Here is a 20234-nt window from a genome sequence, read left to right as displayed (position 1 = left end):
CCGCGCCTAGCGCCCCAATTTCGCTAGTTCAACCGCGGCGCGCAGCTCGATATGGGCGAGCACGTCGTCGAGCGCTGGATCGTCGGTGGTCTCGCGCCTGAGCGACAGCACCGTCTTCAGCCGCTCCAGTTCGCTGACCTGGACGCGACCGGAAAGCAGGGCCGCCTTCAGCTTGTCGAGCCCGTCGAGCAGGTCATGGCCGCGCCTCGCCTGCCGCTTCCTGCGCTCCTGCGTCTCGCCCTCGGCCTGGACCGCCAGCAAGGTGTCCAGTTGCCCGGCGCTGCTGACCGCAGCGCCGCGCGTCGCCGTCGCGCTCTCGCGCCCCGGCAACGTGAAGGAGGATGCACCGGCCCGCTTGCCCTGGCTGGTCGAGCCGGTTCCCGAGACGGGCGCGCGCTGGTCGATACGGATCATCGGAGCCTCGAATGACAATGGGGCAGCCTTGGGTCGGCGTGGTTAACGGACGGTAAATCACCCGGCAGAAATTGCCGCCGCGGCAGGATCGGCAGGGCATCCGCAACCTCGGCCAGACTGAGCCGAAGATTCAAACATCTGACAAATAAGGCTTTTCAATTTTTCGGAGTTTGGCACGCCCTTCGCTAGTCATGAGCCGTATCGCTCTCGCTCATCTGGTGACGAATGCTCCGACTGCCTGCCCTGAAACGACTCGTGACGCCGCTCGCCGCGCTCATCGCGCTCGGCCTCACGCTGGCGTCGGGCCCGGCCGAGGCGCTCTCGCGCATCAAGGACCTGGCCTCGGTCGAGGGCGTGCGCACCAACCAGATCCTCGGCTATGGCATCGTCGTCGGCCTCAACGGCACCGGCGACACGCTGAACAACACGCCTTTCACCAAGCAGTCCTTGCAGGCGATGCTGGAGCGGCTCGGCGTCAACACCCGCGGCGCCAACATGCGCACGGCCAATGTCGCCGCCGTGATGGTGACTGCCAATCTGCCGCCCTTCGCCACCCAGGGCACCAAGCTCGACGTCACCGTCTCCGCGCTCGGCGACGCCAAGTCGCTGCAGGGCGGCACGTTGCTGGCGACGCCGCTGCTCGGCGCCGATGGCGAGGTCTATGCCGTGTCGCAGGGGCCGGTCGCGATCTCCGGCTTCCAGGCCGAGGGCGAAGCCGCCAAGATCACCCGCGGCGTCCCGACCGTCGGGCGTATCGCCAATGGCGGCCTGGTCGAGCGCGAGATCGACTTCGCGCTGAACAAGCTGAAGACGCTGCGCCTCTCGCTGCGCAATCCCGATCTCACCACTGCGCGCCGCATCGCCGCCGCCATCAATGATTTCCTCGGCGGCGACACGGCCGAGCCGACCGATCCTTCGACCGTCGCGCTGCAGATTCCGGTCCGCTTCCAGGGCAACATGATCCGCCTGCTCACCGATATCGAGCAGTTGCGCGTCGAGCCCGACCAGCTCGCCCGCGTCGTCATCGACGAGCGCTCCGGCATCATCGTGATGGGCAAGGATGTCCGCGTCTCCACCGTCGCGGTGGCGCAGGGCAACCTGACCGTGACGATCAGCGAGCAACCGCAGGTCAGCCAGCCCAACCCATTCGCCCGCGGCCGGACCGTGGTGACACCTCAGACCAACGTCAAGGTCGACACCGAAGGCGGCAACAAGCTCGCGCTCGTCAACGAGAGCGTGACGCTGGCCGAGCTCGTCGACGGGCTGAACGCGCTCGGCATCGGCCCGCGCGACCTGATCTCCATTCTCCAGGCCATCAAGACGGCCGGCGCCCTCCAGGCCGAAATCGAGGTGATGTGATGACCGCTGCCCTCGCCCTCCCCGCCGCCAGCCTGGCGCTCGACGCCGCCGGCAAGCTGATCAGCGGCATCACCAATGCGCTCGATCCGGCCAAGGCCAAGGCCAAGAAGCAGGCCGACGATTTCGAGAGCATGTTCCTCGAGCAGATGACCGAGCGGCTCTTCTCCACCACCGATACCGAAGGCCCGATGGGCGAGAACGGCACCGGTGGCGGCATCTATCGCTCGATGATGACGCAGCAATACGCCCAGCAGATGCAGCGTGCCGGCGGCATCGGACTGTCCGACCAGATCATGCGCAGCCTGCTGCAGGTGCAGGAGCAATCCGGCGCCGCGACCTCGACTGTCCAGGGAGTGGCCAATGTCGGTCGCTAGGCGCGTCGTCGACGAGCGGCCGCGCGTCGGCACCGCCCTCGAGGCGCAGGCACTGATCGAGGCGGTGCTGGAGACGCTGGGCGCGCTCTCCCATGTCGTCGGCGAGGAGACCGAACTCGTCCGCGCCGGCCGCCTGCCCGATGCTATGGAGCGCGAGCAGCGCAAGACCGAGCTCGCCGGCATCTATATGCGCGGCGTCGAGCAGGTGAAGCTCAACGCGGTCGCGCTCGCGCGTTTCGTGCCTGACCAGGTGAAGCGGCTGAAAGCAGCGCATCTCGCCTTCCAGGACCTGATCGAGACCAACCAGATCGTGCTCGCGACTGCGCGCGCGGTTTCGGAGTCGATCGTGCGCGATCTCGCCGGCGAGGCGAACAAGCCGATGAGGGCGGCGGGCTACGGCCCGGCCGCGACCGTGGGCAACGCCGCCTATGCCCGCCCGAATTCCGGGCCGCTGATGGTGTCACGGCAGCTGTAGGCTGCGCACCCCGCGCGAAAGGCGGGCAGCTGCCATTCGACCCGTCAATATTTACCTAACTTCCTTACGGGTGATTCAAATTTTCTGGGTATCGTGCCGGATTGGATGGGCGTGTCCTATCCGCAGCACGAGGATACCAAGGGCGGCTGGATGCCGCTCCCGAGCTCCAGAAGGAGTGACAAATGGATATCGGCAGCCCGAACAAGGCGTCTGCCGTCGGCGTCTTCACAGCCGCCGCCCGCACTGACGCGCTCGCCCAGCGCGGCAGCATCCCCGTGGATCTGCCCCCTGAACAGACCGTCCAATCCGCCAATGCCGGCGACGCCGTTCGCCTCGACCTCAAGGCACGCTCCGAGCAGGCCGCGCGCGACGCGGCAGCGAGGCAGCAAAGCGATGCCCGCCGCCAGGCCGACCGCCAGCGCGAGCAGACGCTGCGTGAGGTCATCGAGCGGCGCATGGTGATCGACCCGCGCACGCGCAGCGTCGTCTACCAGAAGACCGACAGGTCGACCGGCGAGACGATTACGCAGTTGCCCACGGAGGCGATGCTCAAGCTCAGGCTCTATTCGCGCGAGCTCACCGAGCGCGCACGCCAGGCCGATGCCGAAGGCGGAACGGCCCGCTATGTCGAGCGCACAGCCTGAGACAAGCCACGTCAGCTTTGAATGCAAACCGCCCGCCTCGTGCGGGCGGTTTGCGTTTGCGCTCAACCGCTTGGGTCCAGGTCTTTAAGAGCGGTTTAACCATGCCCTGGCTTCGCCGCACTTAGCGCGAATTGCCCTTCCGAAATTTACCTCTTGTTACGGGCTGCCGGCCGAGTGTCCCGCTCGTTCTCGCCAGAATGGCTTGGACGCCAGTAGGCAACTTTACCAGAAGGGTAAAACATCATGGCCGTCTCTCTCTCCTCGGGCGTTCGCAACTCCCTCGCCTCCGTCCAGGACATCACCGCCCAGGCTGCCGCCGTCCAGAGCCGCCTTGCCACCGGCAAGCGCGTCAACACCGCGGTCGACAACCCCGTCAACTTCTTCACCGCTTCGTCGCTGAACAATCGCTCGGACCAGCTCAAGGGTCTGCTCGATGGCATCTCGAATGGCATCCAGACCATTCAGGCGGCCTCGAAGGGCATCGACGGCGTCACCAAGCTCGTCAACTCGCTGCAGTCGACGGTGAAGCAGGCTCAGGCCGATGCGGCTCAGAACCGCCCGACCAAGGCCGGCACGGCTCTGGCCACCGCCGCGGAAGCGGCTCTGACCAGCAAGAGCCTGAAGGACATCGCGCTCGACAAGAAGCTCAACGACGACGATGCGGTCACCACCAACAACACCGCCACCGCTTCGAGCTCCGGTAACGTCGGCATCGCTACTGCCAATGTGAACATCGGTCTTTCGATCGTCGCCGGCTCCACGACCTACGAAGCCTCCTTCTCTTCTGCCAACGCGACGGTCCGCGACCTCGTCAACGAGATCAACAAGTCGGGCATCGCGACAGCCTTCGTCGACGAGAAGGGCCAGCTCAACGTCAAGGGCACGGGTTCCGACACGCTTCAGGTTGGTATCGGTGCGGCCACCGCTGGCCCCGGCGCGATCACCGATGCGCAGACCGGTCTGGCGAACGCGAACTTCGGCCTCGTCGCCGGCGATCGCACGACCGGCGTCACCTCGCCGGGCATTACCTCAGCCGTCCGCTCGAACCTCATTCAGCAGTACAACGACCTGCGCACGCAGATCGACGAGCTGGCCAAGGACTCAGGCTTCAACGGCGTCAATCTGCTGCAGGGCGACCAAGTCTCGCTCGTTTTCAACGAAAAGACCGGTAAGAACCAGAACAAGCTCGACATCCAGGGCACCAGCCTGACCTCGGACAACCTGGGCATTACCCAGGCGACCAACACGCAGCTCACCGGCTTCACCAACTTCCAGAACGACGCCGACCTGGACAAGGCCACTGAGCAGCTCAACGGTGCGCTGACCTCGCTGAAGTCGCTCTCCTCGACTTTCGGCGCCCAACTTTCCGTCGCCAACACCCGCCAGGACTTCACCAAGGGTCTTGCGGACGTGCTGTCGACGGGCGCCGCCAACCTGGTCAATGCCGACGCCAACGAAGAGGCTGCCAACCTGCTCTCGCTGCAGACCCGTCAGCAGCTCTCACAGACCGCCCTCTCCCTGTCGTCGCAGTCCGACCAGGCAGTCCTGCGTCTGTTCTAATCCAACACCCTTCGGCTGCCGCAGAAGGCGGTTCGCCCACAGAATGTGGGCCGGGGGCAAAGAAGGCGGCGGAGCGCAAGCTCCGCCGCCTTCTTCTTTTTGGCACGAGGGGCGCCGACTCCCTCGCCGTCATTGCGAGCGCAGCGAAGCAATCCAGGGCCGTCGGGCGAGACCTCCTGGATTGCTTCGCTGCGCTCGCAATGACGATAAAGCCGCCAGGAGCCGCAGCCAGCGTTAACCGATTATTATCCTTAACAAGGAATTATCGCCCCCAGAACAGCTTGCGTCGCGCCGAATCGCGCGTTCCGGGGACCGAAGATGGCCAGCAACACGATCCTTTCCAGCGGCATCCGCAACAATCTCCTGACGCTGCAGCAGACCACGGCCCAACAGAGCGTGATCCAGAACCGCCTCGCCACGGGCAAGAAGGTCAACTCGGCCATCGACAATCCGGTGAACTATTTCACCTCCGCTTCGCTGAACGACCGCGCCAACCAGCTCACTGGCCTGCTCGACGGCATCTCGAACGGCGTCCAGACCATTCAGGCTGCATCGAAGGGCATCGACGGCGTCACCAAGCTGGTTCAATCGCTGCAATCGACGATCAAGCAGGCCCAGGCCGACGCGGCCCAGAACCGTCCGACCAAGGCCGGCACGGCTCTCGCCACGGCAACAGAAGCCGCAGTGGCCAATAAGAGCCTGAAGGACATCGCGCTCGACAAGAAGATTGCCAGCGCGGACGCCGTCGCCGATCCCGCGACGGCCTCGTCCCCGGGCGATATCGGCCTCAACACGAGCACTTCGCCTGTGGCTGCGATCTCGATCACGGTCGGCACCACGACCTACACGGCAAGCTTCAACAACGCCAACGCGACCATCCGCGACGTCGTCAACGAGATCAACAAGTCGGGCCTTGTCACTGCCTTCGTCGACGAGAAGGGCCAGCTCAACATCAAGGGCAACGGCTCTGAGCCGGTCGATTTCGGCTTTGGCGTCGGCGCGGATGCCACTGCCGCAACGACCGCGGCTGGCACGGGCACGGGCAACACTGCGATCGGCTTCAGCGCTCTCGACGCGGCGGTCGCTACCACGACGATCACCTCGTCGAATGTCACCTCGGCAGTCCGTTCGAACCTGATCGACCAGTACAACACGCTTCGCGACCAAATCGACGACCTGGCCAAGGATTCGAGCTTCAACGGCATCAACCTGCTGCAGGGCGACCGTCTCTCGATCGTCTTCAACGAGAAGACCGGCAACAACCAGACCAGGCTCGACATCCAGGGCTCGACACTGAGCGCCCAGAACCTCGGCATCGACCAGGCGATCAACACTCAGCTCGCCGGCTTCGTCAATTTCCAGAACGACCTCGACCTCGAGAAAGCGAGCGCGGCCCTCACCGGCGCGCTGAGTTCGCTGAAGTCGCTGGCCTCGACCTTCGGCTCGAACCTCTCGGTCGCCCAGACCCGCCAGGATTTCACTAAGGAACTGGTCAATACGCTCAAGACCGGAGGCGACAACCTCGTCCTGGCCGACCCGAACGAGGAAGGCGCCAGCCTGCTTGCGCTCAACACGCGCCAACAGCTCTCGCAGACCGCCCTCTCGCTCGCCAACCAGGCCGAGCAGGGCGTGCTGCGCCTCTTCGGCTGAGCTCGTCGGCGGCGCGCCATCCCTACCCTATTAGCCAGAAGGCCGCAGCGACATGGCACTCAAGGTCGAGCTCAAGCCGAACGAGCGCATCATCATCGGCCAGGTGGTCATCCGCAACGACGAGCAGCGCACACGCTTCTTCATCGAAGGTGAGGCGCCGATCCTGCGCGAGAAGGACATCCTGACGGCAGCCAGCTCCGACAGCCCGGCGAAGAAGATCTACTTCGCCATCCAGCTGATGTACCTGTCGCAGGATCCGACGCACCAGCACGAGATCTATTTCGAGCTCGTGCGCGATTTTTTGAACGCGGCGCCCAGCTCTCTGCCGCATATGACCGAGATCAATAACTGCATCTTAAGCGGTGAGCTCTACAAAGCCCTGAAAGCAGCCAAGAAGCTGATCGCTTACGAAGCGGAACTCATCGCGAATGCAACCAGGGTTTAACGCCTACGCCGCCGCCGCCAAAACGGCTCAAGCTACCGTCTCCCCTCGCGAACTCGAAGCCTCGCTGCTGATCAAGGCTGCCGCCAAGATCCAGGCCGTCGCCGATGACTGGGCCATCCGCTCGGGCGAGCTCGATGCCGCTTTGACCTATAACCGTCGGCTCTGGACGATCCTGGTTTCGGCGGTGACCGCCGAGGACAACCCGCTGCCGGTCGAGATCAAGCGCAATATCCTCGGGCTGGCGAACTTCATCTTCAATCACACGATCCGCGTCTCGATCACGCCCGCGCCGGAACGGCTCGCGGTGCTGGTCAGCATCAACCGCGACATCGCGGCGGGCCTGCGCGGACGCTGAGCGCACGCCTTTCCTACAAACGAAAACGGCGCCGGTCTCCGGCGCCGTTTTCGTTTTGGCAGCCTCGGCCGCCTAGAGCATTTTCGAGCGAAGTGGATACCGGTTCGCGTGAAGAAAATGCGTCAAAACAAGTAGATAGAGAATTTTCGCGATTCGAAGAAACGCGGAAATGCTCTAGAGATAGTTGGTCAGGTGCAGCTGCGACAGCATCGACGTCGTCTGATAGCTTGCCTGCAAGCGCGTCTGCAGCGCCAGGATCTGCACCGCGACCTCTTCCGGAGTGACATTCTCGACGCCGTCGAGCGTGGTCTGCAGATAGTTCTTGGTGGCCTTGTGCCGATCGCCCGCCTGGTCGAGCGCGGTCTGGGCGCTGCCGAGCTCGACGATGATCTCGGTCGGCGTCTGCTCGTTGTCCGCATAGCCGATCCGATTGCTGACGCGCTCGGCCAGCGCCTCGTAGCCCGCCTTCGAATTCGGATCATCGGCCGGGAAGGTCTCGGTGGCGAAGATCGCGAGCTGGGCGAGACCGATCTGGAAAGCCTGCTCATTGGCGCGCGCGCCGGTATTGACGCTTTGTCCCTGGTCGGCCTGCACGGTCGAGGTCGCACGCGCCGGCCCCGGGCCATCATCGCCCTGATACCAGATCACCGTATTGGCAGCCGTGCCCGGCGCGGGCGCGGCCGTCGCGGTGTCGAAGGGTGGGCCGGGCACCCGCAGCGGCGGGTTGCTCGGGCTGCCCGCGAAGAAATTCTCCGCGGCGACGGTGGCCGAGGCCGCCGAAAGCGAAGTCTTGGCCTCCTTGCCGAGCGCCGCCGTCATCGCCGTGCGCAGATTGGCAGCTGTCGCGGTCGGATCGGCGCCGATCTCGAACGTGCTGGCAGCGTCGCCATCTGTGCCGGCGGCGCGCGCCGTCAGCACGACCTCCTCCGTCGTGCCGTCGGGCAGTGCGACCTGGACGCGCACGGCCTCGCCCGGCTGCGGCTGGGCGGTGACGTTTAGGGCGATGTCCGCCGGCGGCCCAGCGGTATAGGTCGGCGTGATGCCCGCCGAATTCGTCGTGGCGCCCTTCAGCTTGAAGCCGTAATTCGGGTTGCCTGCCTCCTCCGCGATCGACACGGTCGTGGTGGCGCCGCCCACAGTCAGGCGGCCGAGGCCGGCGGTGCCGAGATCGGCCTGCTTGCGCTCGGAGACGAGCTGCCGAAGCCCGGCACGTCCTGCTCCGTCGCCGTCCATGATCAGGGAGTAGCCCACCACCGGCTCGACATCGCTTGAACGCCCCGAGAACAGGTAGCGCCCGTCGACATCGACATTGAGCATGTCGAGCGCCTGCTTGAACTTCTCTTCCGCCAGGACCTGCGGTGCCGAGAGGCCGGTCGAGCTGGCCACATAGCTGTCCGGCCGTGCGTCGTTCTTGGTCTCGGTGGTGAGCTTGTAGAAATTCTCGACCGATTGCGTCGCGAGCTTGAGATTGACGTCGGCGCGGTCGATGCCGGTCAGATAGGAATCCAGCGACGAGAGCTTGCCGTTGATGTCGAGGCTGGTGCGCCGGTCGATGCCGAGCCCGGCATAGGTGGTGCTGCGCTTGCCGGTGTCGAGCTGGCGCAACAGGTCGTTCAGTTCAGTGCGGTTCGAGACGAACTGGTTCGGCTGCGCCAGACGATAGGCGCCGGTCCCATAGGATGTGATCGTCATCGGACTAGATCCTCATCAGCATGTCCATCATCTCCTTGACCGTGGAGATGATGCGGGCATTGGCGGCATAGGCGTTCTGCAGCTCGATCAGCATCGACATTTCCTGGTCGACATTGACCTGCGAGCTCTCCTGGAAGCGGCTCTGCACCGTGGCGAGCGCGACCTGCTGGCCCTCGTCGAGCCGCTGCGCGGCCTCGACCGCCTGGCCCGTCGAGGAGACGACGCGCTGCACGAAGCTGGTGATCGTGCCGGTCGACGTCGCGCTCGAGCCGTCGAGCCCGGTCGCGCGCGTGAAGCTGCGCTGGCCCTGCGTCAGCCGGTCGAGCAGCAGGGATGGGCGCGTGTCGTCGCCCTGCGGCGTCGTCGGGTCGATCTGGACGAGCTTCGAGCGATCGGCGATCAGCGCCGGATTGACCTTGATCCGCCCGGCGAAACCGGCGGCCTGTGAGCCGCCTTCGAAGGAGCCGGTATAGGCGGCGTTGTTGCGGCCGCCATCGACGAAGAAGGGCAGCTCGGCCGAACCGTTCAGACCCGTTGCGGTCGGATGCGCGGTGAGGCCGAGCACGTCGCGCGTGTTGCCGGCGCCGTCATCGAGGATGCTGATGCCGGTGCCGGTATTGGCGACAGTGAAGCCCGTGCCGACAGCGGCCTGGATCTGCGCCGCGACATCGCCGGAGAAGTCGATGCCGACGACCGTGTTCTTGGCGTCGCCGCCGGCCGAGGCGGGCAGCGGCAGCGAGGCCCCCGATTCCACCCTGACGAAGGTGAAGCGGCGCGTCTCGCCGTTCGGCTGGATCTTGTAGTCCAGCGTGATCGTGTTGCCGGACTGGAGCCCGGTCAGGTCGAGGTCGAAACCAGTCGCCGCACCGGCGGTGACCGGCGTGCCAGCGACCTCGCGATCGGACAGCGCGCTCGACATCTGCGCGGCGATCTCGTCGAGCTGCGCCTGGGCCTGCACCAGCGTCTTGTCGCGCAGCTCGATATTCGCGGCGATCTCGCCCGACTTGAACACCTTGCTGGCGATCGCGTCGATCGCGCCGCCGCTGGTGGCGCTGCGCATCGTGATGGTGCCGACGCCGCGCTGGGCGGGATTGGCGCTCCATTGCGATTCCGGCCCGATATTCTGGTGCTCGTCGAACGAGAAGGTGACTGCCGGGCGGCCGTCGAAGATCTGCGTGCCGGAGGTCGTCACGATCGAGAGCGAGCCGCGCCCGTCCTCGCTGGTGCGGATGTCCATATATTGCGACAGCTCGGCGACGATCCGGTCGCGCTGGTCACGCAGGCTGGCCGAGCTCGCATCGTTCGGGCTGCCGACGATCTTGGCATTCACCGAGGTCAGTGAGTCCAGCAGGTTGTTGACCTGCTCGACGCCGCTCGCGATACCGGATTCCGCCTGCCGGCGCAGGTCCTGCACCCCCTTGGACAACCCATTGAGCCGGTTGGCCAGCTCATTGGCCCGGTCGAGCACCGCCGTCCTGTTGGTATAGGAAGACGGATCGTCCTCGAGCGCTTGCAGGGCGCCGGTGAAGGCGTTGTAGACGGAGTCGAGTGCCGTCGAGCTGCCCGGCGCGCCGAACAGCTCGTCGACCTTTGACATCGCATTGGCGCGGGTCGAGGTATAGGCGGCGCCAGCGGTCTCCTGCCAGAGCTGGTGCTGCACGATCTTGTCGAGCAGGCGCTGGACATTGCTGCTGGTGGTATAGCCGCCCTGGGTCTCGACCGTGCTGACGGTCCGCCGGATATAACCGGGCGAATCCGCATTGGCGACGTTCTGCGAGATGATGTTGAGCCCGACCTGCGTCGAGCGCAGGCCGGAGATCGCCATGTTCAGGGAAGAACCGAGGCCCATCGGGAGCTCCTCTCACCAATCCTTCTGGATCGTGCCGCTAGCGGCCAAAGCATTTTCAAGCGAAGTGGATTCCGGTTCGCGTGAAGAAAATGCGTGAATTCAAGAGCTGGGGCATCTGCGGCCCGATAGGATCGCAGATGCCCCAAAGCTCAGCGGATGATGTTGAACACGCTGCTCAGCATGTCCTGCGCCGTGGTGATGACCTTGGTGTTGGCCGAATAGGCCTGCTGGGTGACGATCATCTTCGAGAACTCGTCGGCGATGTCGGTATTGGACTGCTCGACATTGCCGCCGATGAGCTGGGACGTGCCGAGGCCGATGATCGGCGGGCCGGATTCGATGGTCTCCTGGAAGGCGCCGCCATCGAGCCGCTTCAGGGCGTTGCCGGCGTTGAAGCGGGCAACCGAGAGCTGCGCCAGCGCCACGACCTGGCCGTTGCTGAACGTGCCGATCAGTTGGCCGGTTTCCGAGACCTCGGTCCGGTCGAGCGTGCCGGCGGTGTAGCCGTTCTGGCGGATGCTGCGGGCGTCGATCTCGCCGCTGACATCGCCGTTCTGGGTCAGGCCGTCGCCGCCGGTGGTCAGGTTGATGCCGGTGACCGTGGTGCCTGCGATCGTCATCGTCGGCAGCGGGATCGTGCCGCCGGCTGGATTGGTGAGCTGGCCCGTGGCGCCGAAGGTGATGTTGGTGCCGACATTGCGGTAGGCCACGGCGGCGCCGGTAGCGCCGGTGTTCTCGGCGACGAAAAGGTTCCACGTATCGGCGACGGCCGGCGGTCCAGCCGATGCCTTCGTCGTCTTGGCCCAGCGCAGCTCGACCGTGGTCGCCTGGCCGAGCTGATCGTAGACCGTCACCGAGCCGCCGGCGATCGACTGGTTGAGGAAGGTCGGCATGTCGGTGCCGGTGATCGTTGTGATCGAGGAACCCGTGTAGTCGGCCGGGTCGATCAGCTCTGAGCCCGGTACGGTGGGATCGGCGCTCTCGGTCGCTGGATAGGACGGGATGTTGGCGCGATACTCGATCGAGGTCGTCGCCTTCGCCGGGTACTGCTCCTGCGTGATGCGCAGCACCTCCGGCTGGGTGCCGATCAGCTGGCCGGTGACCTGATCGATCTTCAGACCCTTGAGGTAGTAGCCGGCGCCGTTGACCAGGTAGCCGTTGGCGTCGAAGTCGAAATCGCCGCGGCGGGTATAGAGGTTCTGGTTGGTGAATTGCGTGTTGGCGCCGACGCCGCTCTGGCGCTGGTCGACGACGAAGAAGCCGTCGCCGTTGATCGCGACATTGGTGTCGATGCCGGTCGGTGCGAGGTCGCCCTGGATCGTGTTCGTCGGCCGGCTATAGGCCGAGACCGAGCCGGCGATCTGGCGGTTGAGCGCCGCATCGGGCACCAGATCGGCAAAGCTCGTATCGACCCGCTTGAAGCCGGCTGTCCGCGAATTGGCGATGTTGCCGGAGATGTTCTCGAGCGCATAGGACTGCGCCTGCATTCCGGAAACCGCCGTCGTCAACGCATTGAATACGCCCATGATACCCTCGCCTCGCCTGGCGGACCTTTAAGCCGCCTGATACGTCGCGAAGCGTTCTGCATGGGCTATGCCATGCGCCTATCGGCCAATTTTCAATAGGTTAGATGGTTTACCGAATCTAAGCTCTCGGCTTCGACCGGGCAAATTCCGCGCTGGCCGGCAAATCTTGCCGGGGCATTCACGGCGTTTCCGATCCACCGCGCCACGAGGCCAGGTCGCCGGCCACGTCGGAGAGCGTCGGCGGCTCGACCTCGACGAACGGCAACGGCCGACAGACGGCGAGTGTCGCCAGGCCGATCCTCGCCGTGAGCAGGCCGTTGAGCACGCCTTCGCCAAGCTTGGCCGAAAGCCGCGCCGCGAGCCCCTGGCCAATCACCTGCTGCACCAGGGCGTCGCCGGCCGCGACGCCACCGGTGACGACCAAATGGCCCATGACCTGTCGCGCCAGGCGGAGCAGGCCGAGCGCACCGGGCCGCCCGGCATAGATGCCTGCAATCGCGCGCAGCAGCCTGGCACAGGCGACGAGCACGAAGACGACGTCGATCAGGGCGCGCGGGCTGACCGCCGTGACCAGCGAGACCCGCCTTGCGGCCGAGGCGATCTGCGCCTGCGCGGCGGCATCGAGCGGCGCGATCACGCTGCGCTCGGCCACGGCGAGCACGTCGCGCGGCGCGAAGAGTTGCGGCAGGCTGTCATCGAGCTCCGCCCGGCCCTTGGCCGTCTCCGGCCGGGAGGCGTAGAGGCGCTTCAGCTCTCCCGCGATGTCCTTGGCCTCGTCGAGGCTGCCGCCGGCGAGCACTGTCGTCGCCCGCTCGCGCAGGGCCTCGACCCGCCGCTCGCGCAGGATGTCGCGCAGCACCTTGGCGAGCATGACGAGGAGCGCGAGCGCCGCTACGGCTGCAAAGGCCAGCGCCGCATAGCCAAGCACCGGGCTCTCGTTCATCAGCGAGGTCACCGTGCGCTCGATCCAGACGCCGATCGAGAGTGTCAGGAAGCCCGAGAGCCCGGCGACGAAGAGCGTGCCCCAGCTCCAGCCGCGCCTGGGCTTCACCGGCACGGCTGCGGGCTCGGTGGGATCGACCGGCTCGCTTTCGGGCAGGATCGCGATGTCACGGTCCAGCGGCGTCAACTCGACCTCGCCATGGGCCGCCGATGTATCGAGGCGCACGGCGCGCGGAGCCTTGCTCATGGGCGGCCTCCTCTCGTCATGCCAGCCTGTCGCCGATCAGGAATTCGAGCGCACGGTCGAGGCGAATCTGCGGCGGCGGCTGGGTCCGCCCACCCGCATCCGGCACGACCAGGGGCGGCCGGAAGCGCGGCGCCCTGATCTGCCAGCGCGGCGCATTCGCATCGAAGATCGCCTCGGGCCGCTCCGGCAACTCGCCAGGGAAGATCGCGGCTTCCGCAATCCCGTCGAAGATCTCGTCGCCGACGCGCTCGCCGGCCTCCGGCACGCCCGCGATCGCCGGGAGGTCCTCGCGGCCTTCCTTGATCCGGACCTCGCGCGTCGCCCGCACGGCGGCAAGCGCCATCGCCTCGACCTTGGCGCCCGCCCCTTGCGCCCGCGAGGATGCCCGCGCCACCAGATGCGCCATCACCGTTGCCAGCCGGTCATGGCTGGTATGATGGACATGGTCGGCCTTGGTCGCGGCGAAGAGCACGCGCTCGATCCGCGGCGCGAACAGGCTCGACAGCAAGGAATTGCGCCCGACCTGGAAAGCGGCGAGCGCCTGGCCGAGAGCGGTCTCGAGATCGGCGAGCGCAGGAGGTCCGGCATCGAGCGCCGCCAGCGCATCGACCAGCACGATCTGCCGGTCGAGCCTGGCGAAATGATCGCGGAAGAACGGCGTCACCACCACACGCTTATAGGCCTCGAACCGATCCGCCATCAGCCCGGCCAGCGTGCCGGACGCCGGCTCGGTATCGTGGCCAAGATCGAGCGGGGCGAAGGTCAGCGCCGGCGAGCCTTCGAGATCGCCCGGCATCAGGAAGCGCCCGGGTGGCGTCACCGCCACCGCCTCCGGATCGGCCCTGAGCCGCGCCAGATAGGCCTTGAACAGGTCGCTCGCGGCCTCTGCGGCCAGCTCGTCGGCCGCGCCGGCAGGATCGCGCCCGGCGAGGTCGGCGAGCCAAGGCTCGGCCGCCACACGCCGATGCGGCTTGCGGGCATCGGCGATGGCCTGTCGCGACCACGCTTTGTAATCGAGGCCTATCAGCGCGAGATCGAGCAGCCACTCGCCGGGATAGTCGACGATGTCGAGCGTCAGAGTCGCCGGCCCCTTGAACCAGCCTTCGGCCCGCTCGTAATCGATCTCGACGCGCAGCTCCGAGATCCGCTTCGTCGAGTCCGGCCAGCGCCGCTCCGGCCCCGATAGCGCCGCGCGATGCGCCTCGTAGGGAAAGCGCGGCACGTCCGGATCGGGCTGCGGCACCAGCCTGACCCGGCTGATCCGCCCCTGCGCCGCCGCCTTCAGCACCGGCAGGCGCGCGCCTTCCATCAGGTTCTGGATCAGCGCCGTGGTGAAGACCGTCTTGCCCGAGCGCGACAGGCCGGTGACGCCGAGCCTGAGCCGCGGCCGCGCCAGCCCGAGCAGGCTGTCGCCGAAGGCGAGCGCGGCGTTGCGCGCCTCGTCGAAATAGGAACTCATGCGAGGGGAACAGCGCCCGCTCGTCGAGCCCTTCGCCCGGGTCCGTCAGCACCGGAAGCGCAGACAGCAGCGTCAGACGGCCGTATCAGGAGACGTCGCGAACGCTCTCTCACTCGTCAGGCCCTTCGCCCAGCGATGCCGGCGTCACGAAACGTTCGAGCCGTCCGCCGCGCGCGACGACGTTGCGCCAATCCTCGACGGAAAAATCGATCACGGCGAGCCCGCAGGTCGGGTACTTCTTCGCCATCCGTACCGCGGCATAGCGGTCGCCATGGCCGACCAGCTGCGCAGCCAATTCCTCGAAGCCGGGGTTATGGCCGATCATCAGCAGGGTCCGGACATCCGGCTCGGTCTCCTGCACCACATCGAGCAGCCGCTCCGGCTTGGCCTCGTAAATGCGTGGCTCGACATGGGTGCCGGGCTTTTCCGGCAGCATCGGCCCGACCAGTTCCCAGGTCTCGGCCGTGCGCCGGGCGGGCGAGATCAGCACGAGATCGGGCAGCAGAAGTTCCTCGGCGAGATAGCGGCCCATCAGCGGAGCGGCCTCGCGTCCGCGCGCGGCCAAGGGACGCTCGCGGTCGGTGACCCCGGTGGACCAGTTCGATTTGGCGTGGCGCAGGAGCAGGAGGCGTCGCATCGCTCGAACGTAACCATGTGCCTGCGATTTTGCGAGGGCTCAGCGCACAGGTTCGCGCGTCCGCAACGCCGTGAGCAGCAGCGCGACGAGCTTTTCCGAATGCAGCTTCTGCAATGCCACGCGGCCGCCCGGCCCGGCGAGGAAATCGAGCTGCCCATCGAGCAGCAGCGTGGTGAAACCATGGGTCACCGACCAGGTGAACAGGATCTCCGGAAGGTCGGGATCACCGGCGAAGCTCGGCGGCAGGCGCGAGAACAGGTCCTGCTCGACCTCGGCCTGCGGCAACTCGCTCTGCGTCTCCCGCACCAGGATGCCGAAGGCGCGGGCCGCGGCGCGCTTGAACTCGGCATCATCCGCATTCAGGCCGCGCTGCCCGAAGACGACGCGGAAGCGCCCGGGACGCTCCAGCGCGGTCGCGACATAGGCTTCGCCAATGGCACGCAGGCGGTTGCCACCAGCCTCGGTCGCCGCTTCCGCGGCATGGTCCATCGCATCCGCCAGCCCATCGAAGCCGAGCGTCGCGACCGCGGTCAGGAGCCCGGTGATATTGCCGAAATGATGCGCCGGCGCCGCCGGCGAAACCCCGGCCCGGCGCGCGCATTCGCGCAAGGTGAAGCCGGCGACGCCCTTCTCGGCCAGCACCGCCTCGGCGGCATCGATCATCGCCTGGCGCAGGTCGCCATGATGATAGGCGCCCCGCGCCATACTCGACTTTGCCTTCGCCATCGCCAGCCCACAATCTAAACACCGTCAAATATATCTTGACGACGTCAAGATAACAGCTTACCCAACCACCGCAACTTGACAGCGTTCAAATGGAGCGATCCCATGCCAACGCTCGATGCAGCCTTCACCTGCGGGTCCCAGCTCGCCGCCCTGGGTTGGCTCAGCCTGATCCTGCTGCCGCGCTGGCGCGGCGTCTCCGCGCTGCTGGCCGGCATGCTGATCCCGGCCACGCTCTCGCTCGGCTATGTCATCCTGATCGCCGTCCATTGGCACGAGGCCAAGGGCGGCTTCTCCTCGCTGGACGATCTGGCGGCGCTGTTCGGCTCTCGGCCACTCCTGCTGGCCGGCTGGCTGCATTATCTCGCCTTCGATCTCCTGCTCGGCAATTGGATCCTGAGGCGGGCGCAGGAGGCGAAACTTCCACATCCACTGGTCGTGCCGGTGCTGCTCGCGACCTTCCTGTTCGGACCGATCGGCTACCTCGCATTCCTGCTGCTCAAGGGCAGCTTATGGATCGGCCGGGACGACCGGATCGCGCGTGCCCAGGCCCGCCTGCCCGCCTGGTCATGCGCATTCGAGCTCGATCCGCGCCTGACTGCTGCGGGGCTCGCCATGCTCGCGCTGATGCTGCCGACCGCCCTCGCCTATGCGGTCGATCAGCGCCTGTTCCAGGACAGCAATGTCTGGCTCAAGCCGCTGAAATTCGAAGCGTCGCTCGTCGTCTATTTCCTGACGCTTGCGCTCGTGCTGCCATTGACCAGCGAGGCCTTCCGCGCTTCGCGGCTCGGCCGCTATGTCTTTTGGGGCGTCGTGCCGGCTGGCTTCCTGGAGGTCGCGTATATCGCCTGGCGCGCCTCTCGCGCCGAGGCCTCGCATTACAACGCCTCGAGCTGGCTCGCCTCGGCGCTCTACAATGCCATGGGCGTCGGCGCAGTGATGATCACGCTCGGCTCGGGCGCCCTCGCCTATGGCCTTGCACGCCGCGATGCCGCCCCCCTGGCGCCGACCCTGCGCTGGTCGCTTGTGCTGGGATTTGCCCTGACCTGTATTCTCGGCCTCGTAAGCGGCGCGACGCTCTCGATCAATGGCAGCCATTTCGTCGGCGCCGCCCCGGCAGCACAGGCGACGCTGCCGCTCTTCGATTGGTCGCTGACGGGCGGCGACCTGCGGATGGCCCATTTCCTCGGGCTGCATGCCCTGCAGATCATCCCCGCCTTCGGTCTCCTGGTCTGGTTGCTGATCCGCCAGCCGCGGCTGGGAACGGCTGCCGTCGGCCTGTTCGCGGGCGCCTATGCGCTGGTGACGCTCGGCGCCTTCATGGCGGCGCTCAGCGCGCGGCCGCTGCTCGGGCTGAGTTGAGCGACGATAGTTGAGAGGCAGATTCACCGATCAGTTTGATTCAACTGATCGGATCCGGCTCCAGCCCCTCAACTCTCCGCGTCGCCGGCCTCCAGCAGATCCTCCGCGCCCGGCTCGTACCGCAGGAGATCGCCCGGTTGGCAGTCGAGCACGACGCAGATCCGCGTCAGCGTATCGAAGCGCATGCCACGCACCTTGCCCGATTTCAGCTGCGAGACCTGCTGCTCGGTCAGGCCGATGCGCTGGGCAAGTTCCTTCGAGCGCATCTTGCGGCGCGCCAACATCACATCGAGTTCGACCACGATCGGCATGACCAGGTCCTACTAGACAAAACTTTGATTCTCGTCGGCCAGCCACACCGCTTCGCGCAGCACGAGCCCGAAGGCGACCAGCACGGCCCCGGCCGCGAGGGCGCCGAACACGCCGGGATCGAGCGTGATCGCGAGCTGCTTCTGGCCAGTAGGATTGTCGAAGGTCAGCGCGACGCTCTGCAGCGCGCGGATGATCGGCGTCACCGCGCCGAAGGCAAAGAGCAGCCAGCCGATCCGGCTGAGTTCCACCGCGTTCCCTTCGTCGAGCACGATGCCCCTACGGAAGCGGCCGAACAGCCGGCCGAGCCGCAGCATCGCCAGCGTGAACAAGCCGGCCGGCACCAGGCTCAATGCCAGGCCCAGCCAATATCCACGCGCACTCGGAACGGCGGGCGCAGCGCCCGCGCCAACAGTGCTCTGCATGTAAGCCAGCACGCTTGCAGGGCTGGTCCAGACCCAGACCACACCGACGAGCATCAGCGCGGCCGCCAGATAGCAGAACAGGCTCGCCGCGACGCTGATACGCCGCAGCCTCGCGAAGCTCGACCCGGCGGGAGACGGTATCTCATATGCGCTCATCGAATTAGCTCTCCGATTGACAAAATTAAACTAATAGATGAATTTTTAAATGTCAAGAGTTTATCGATGCCTGTTGAGGACAGCCATGCCCTTGCCGCCCCGTACCGCCATTGCCGCGCTTCTTGTCGCCACCGGTCTCGCTGCCGGTTGCAGCCATGTCCCGCTCAGCTCGCTGCCCGCGCTGTCACGGATCGATCTCAAGACGACGCGCTTCGCCGATCTGCGCGCAGGCGTCAGCCTGCCCGAAGAGATCCGCCCGCTTCCCGGCGGCGTGACGATGACGGTGACGGTCCAGCCGCGGCAGGGCGGCAGGCACGAGCGCAGCTACGCGCTCGAGCAGGTCAGCGATCCCGCCGAGCTGGCGGCACTGCCGAGCGTGACGCGGCCGGGCCGGCGCTTCACGGTCTTCCGCCTGAGCGCGACCGATGCGGCGAATCTCACCGCGTTCCGCGAGGAGCACATGCTCAACCCCGATGGCAGCGGCAATCCAGGCAGCCTGGCGCTGAACGCCCGCAAGATCTGCCGCACCGGCGATCTTGGCGGCAGGCCGATCCCGATGTCGACCTATCTCAAGACCTCGGAGACGCGCGACTACGTCACGCTGACGAGCGATATCGACCTGCGCGAGGCGATCAAGGAGACCGGCGGCGCCCCCGATCTCGCGAGCCTGCTTCCGGCCTGCGACGCGCCGGCCGCGCTCAGCGGCTCTCGCGCCGTACCATGAAGGCGAGCTTCTCGAACAGGCTGACATCCTGCTCGTTCTTGAGCAGCGCTCCATGGAGCGGCGGGATCAGCTTGCGCGGGTCGCGCTCGCGCAGCACCTCCGGCCCGATATCCTCGGCGACGAGCAGCTTGAGCCAGTCGAGCAGCTCCGAGGTCGAAGGCTTTTTCTTGATGCCCGGCACGTCGCGCACCTCGAAGAAAAGCCGCAGCGCCTCCTCCATCAGCCGCTTCTTGATGCCCGGGAAATGCACCTCGACGATGGCTCGCATCGTGTCAGCGTCAGGAAAGCGGATATAGTGGAAGAAGCAGCGGCGCAGGAAGGCGTCCGGCAGCTCCTTCTCGTTGTTGGAGGTGATGATCATCACCGGGCGCTGCGCCGCGCGGATCGTTTCGCCGGTCTCGTAGACATGGAATTCCATGCGGTCGAGCTCGAGCAGCAGGTCGTTCGGGAACTCGATATCGGCCTTGTCGATTTCATCGATCAGGAGCACGGGCCGCTCGGCTGAGACGAAAGCCTCCCAGAGCTTGCCGCGCTTGATATAGTTCGAGATCTCCGAGACGCGCGGATCGCCGAGCTGGCTGTCGCGCAGGCGGCTCACCGCATCATACTCGTAGAGCCCCTGCTGCGCCTTGGTGGTCGACTTGATGTGCCAAGTGATCAGCGGCGCCTTCAGCGCGCTGGCGATCTCCTCGGCCAGCACGGTCTTGCCGGTGCCGGGCTCACCCTTGACCAGGAGCGGCCGCTCCAGCCGGATCGCGGCATTGACGGCGACGGTGAGGTCCTCGGTGGCGACGTAGTTTTCGGTACCGGCAAAACGCATGAAGGGCCTTTCGGATAAGCGCCGGCGAAGGCTACGGGCCGCCTGCGATCACCGCAAGGTTTTCGGGCGCAGAATTCTTCGGGCCCA

General features: G+C 66.1%; 21 protein-coding genes. 10 read left to right on the top strand and 11 right to left on the bottom strand.

Annotation, left to right across the window (positions count from 1 at the left end):
• Nucleotides 1-6: 6 nt before the first annotated feature.
• The gene (locus EV560_RS23515) at nt 7-414 is read right to left on the bottom strand and encodes a flagellar assembly protein FliX (RefSeq protein ID WP_248312168.1); all 408 of its coding nucleotides are present in this window, start codon (nt 412-414) and stop codon (nt 7-9) included.
• Nucleotides 415-639: 225 nt separating this feature from the next.
• Here EV560_RS23515 and EV560_RS23510 point away from each other — a divergent pair, with 225 nt between their 5' ends.
• From EV560_RS23510 to flaF, 8 genes are all read left to right on the top strand, one after another.
• Nucleotides 640-1773, top strand: a complete 1134-nt coding sequence (locus tag EV560_RS23510) for a flagellar basal body P-ring protein FlgI (RefSeq protein WP_131858267.1) — start codon at nt 640-642, stop codon at nt 1771-1773.
• Nucleotides 1773-2147 (top strand): rod-binding protein, encoded by a 375-nt coding sequence (locus tag EV560_RS23505; RefSeq protein ID WP_131858266.1) that lies wholly within the window; start codon nt 1773-1775, stop codon nt 2145-2147. The genes EV560_RS23510 and EV560_RS23505 overlap by 1 nt, the downstream gene beginning before the upstream one ends.
• Nucleotides 2134-2622 (top strand): hypothetical protein, encoded by a 489-nt coding sequence (locus tag EV560_RS23500; protein ID WP_131858265.1) that lies wholly within the window; start codon nt 2134-2136, stop codon nt 2620-2622. Before EV560_RS23505 ends, EV560_RS23500 begins: the two co-directional genes overlap by 14 nt.
• A gap of 182 nt (nt 2623-2804) precedes the next feature.
• Nucleotides 2805-3266, top strand: a complete 462-nt coding sequence (locus EV560_RS23490; RefSeq protein WP_131858264.1) for a hypothetical protein — start codon at nt 2805-2807, stop codon at nt 3264-3266.
• Nucleotides 3267-3509: 243 nt separating this feature from the next.
• A complete protein-coding gene (locus tag EV560_RS23485; protein WP_131858263.1) occupies nt 3510-4826 on the top strand; it encodes a flagellin N-terminal helical domain-containing protein in 1317 nt (438 codons plus the stop codon).
• Nucleotides 4827-5144: 318 nt separating this feature from the next.
• A complete protein-coding gene (locus EV560_RS23480) occupies nt 5145-6476 on the top strand; it encodes a flagellin N-terminal helical domain-containing protein (RefSeq protein WP_131858262.1) in 1332 nt (443 codons plus the stop codon).
• A gap of 52 nt (nt 6477-6528) precedes the next feature.
• Nucleotides 6529-6921 (top strand): flagellar biosynthesis repressor FlbT, encoded by a 393-nt coding sequence (flbT, locus tag EV560_RS23475; RefSeq protein WP_131858261.1) that lies wholly within the window; start codon nt 6529-6531, stop codon nt 6919-6921.
• Complete coding sequence (gene flaF, locus EV560_RS23470) at nt 6905-7276, top strand: flagellar biosynthesis regulator FlaF (RefSeq protein ID WP_131858260.1); 372 nt, start codon at nt 6905-6907, stop codon at nt 7274-7276. Before flbT ends, flaF begins: the two co-directional genes overlap by 17 nt.
• A 174-nt stretch (nt 7277-7450) precedes the next feature.
• Here flaF and EV560_RS23465 read toward each other — a convergent pair whose 3' ends face one another.
• The 7 genes from EV560_RS23465 to EV560_RS23435 all read right to left on the bottom strand — a co-directional run bounded on the left by EV560_RS23465 (nt 7451) and on the right by EV560_RS23435 (nt 16333).
• The gene (locus tag EV560_RS23465) at nt 7451-8968 is read right to left on the bottom strand and encodes a flagellar biosynthesis protein FlgL (protein WP_131858259.1); all 1518 of its coding nucleotides are present in this window, start codon (nt 8966-8968) and stop codon (nt 7451-7453) included.
• 4 nt (nt 8969-8972) lie between these two features.
• Entirely contained in the window at nt 8973-10817 is a 1845-nt protein-coding gene (gene flgK, locus EV560_RS23460) for a flagellar hook-associated protein FlgK (RefSeq protein WP_131858258.1), read from the bottom strand.
• Nucleotides 10818-10966: 149 nt separating this feature from the next.
• Nucleotides 10967-12343, bottom strand: coding sequence for a flagellar hook protein FlgE (locus EV560_RS23455; RefSeq protein ID WP_131858257.1), 1377 nt, complete (start codon nt 12341-12343; stop codon nt 10967-10969).
• Between the two features lie 178 nt (nt 12344-12521).
• Complete coding sequence (locus tag EV560_RS23450) at nt 12522-13532, bottom strand: YcjF family protein (RefSeq protein ID WP_131858256.1); 1011 nt, start codon at nt 13530-13532, stop codon at nt 12522-12524.
• 16 nt (nt 13533-13548) lie between these two features.
• Nucleotides 13549-14991, bottom strand: coding sequence for a YcjX family GTP-binding protein (locus EV560_RS23445; RefSeq protein WP_131858255.1), 1443 nt, complete (start codon nt 14989-14991; stop codon nt 13549-13551).
• A gap of 109 nt (nt 14992-15100) precedes the next feature.
• Nucleotides 15101-15628, bottom strand: a complete 528-nt coding sequence (locus EV560_RS23440; RefSeq protein WP_131858254.1) for a SixA phosphatase family protein — start codon at nt 15626-15628, stop codon at nt 15101-15103.
• A 39-nt stretch (nt 15629-15667) separates the two neighbouring features.
• A complete protein-coding gene (locus tag EV560_RS23435) occupies nt 15668-16333 on the bottom strand; it encodes a TetR/AcrR family transcriptional regulator (RefSeq protein WP_131858253.1) in 666 nt (221 codons plus the stop codon).
• Between the two features lie 123 nt (nt 16334-16456).
• Here EV560_RS23435 and EV560_RS23430 point away from each other — a divergent pair, with 123 nt between their 5' ends.
• A complete protein-coding gene (locus EV560_RS23430) occupies nt 16457-17713 on the top strand; it encodes an ABA4-like family protein (RefSeq protein ID WP_131858252.1) in 1257 nt (418 codons plus the stop codon).
• A gap of 68 nt (nt 17714-17781) precedes the next feature.
• Here the strand turns inward: EV560_RS23430 and EV560_RS23425 are convergent, their stop codons facing one another.
• On the bottom strand, nt 17782-18024 hold the full coding sequence (locus EV560_RS23425) for a helix-turn-helix domain-containing protein (RefSeq protein ID WP_131858251.1): 243 nt from the start codon (nt 18022-18024) through the stop codon (nt 17782-17784).
• Between the two features lie 12 nt (nt 18025-18036).
• Nucleotides 18037-18603 (bottom strand): DUF2975 domain-containing protein, encoded by a 567-nt coding sequence (locus EV560_RS23420; RefSeq protein ID WP_131858250.1) that lies wholly within the window; start codon nt 18601-18603, stop codon nt 18037-18039.
• 85 nt (nt 18604-18688) lie between these two features.
• Between EV560_RS23420 and EV560_RS23415 the strand changes: the two genes are divergently transcribed.
• The gene (locus EV560_RS23415; RefSeq protein ID WP_131858249.1) at nt 18689-19327 is read left to right on the top strand and encodes a hypothetical protein; all 639 of its coding nucleotides are present in this window, start codon (nt 18689-18691) and stop codon (nt 19325-19327) included.
• Here EV560_RS23415 and EV560_RS23410 read toward each other — a convergent pair.
• Entirely contained in the window at nt 19302-20147 is an 846-nt protein-coding gene (locus tag EV560_RS23410; RefSeq protein ID WP_131858248.1) for an AAA family ATPase, read from the bottom strand. The genes EV560_RS23415 and EV560_RS23410 overlap by 26 nt on opposite strands.
• Between the last annotated feature and the right edge of the window lie 87 nt (nt 20148-20234).

Source organism: Allobosea sp. BK604, from assembly GCF_004341515.1.
Classification (GTDB): domain Bacteria; phylum Pseudomonadota; class Alphaproteobacteria; order Rhizobiales; family Beijerinckiaceae; genus Allobosea.
This window is presented reverse-complemented; position numbering and strand designations above follow the sequence as displayed.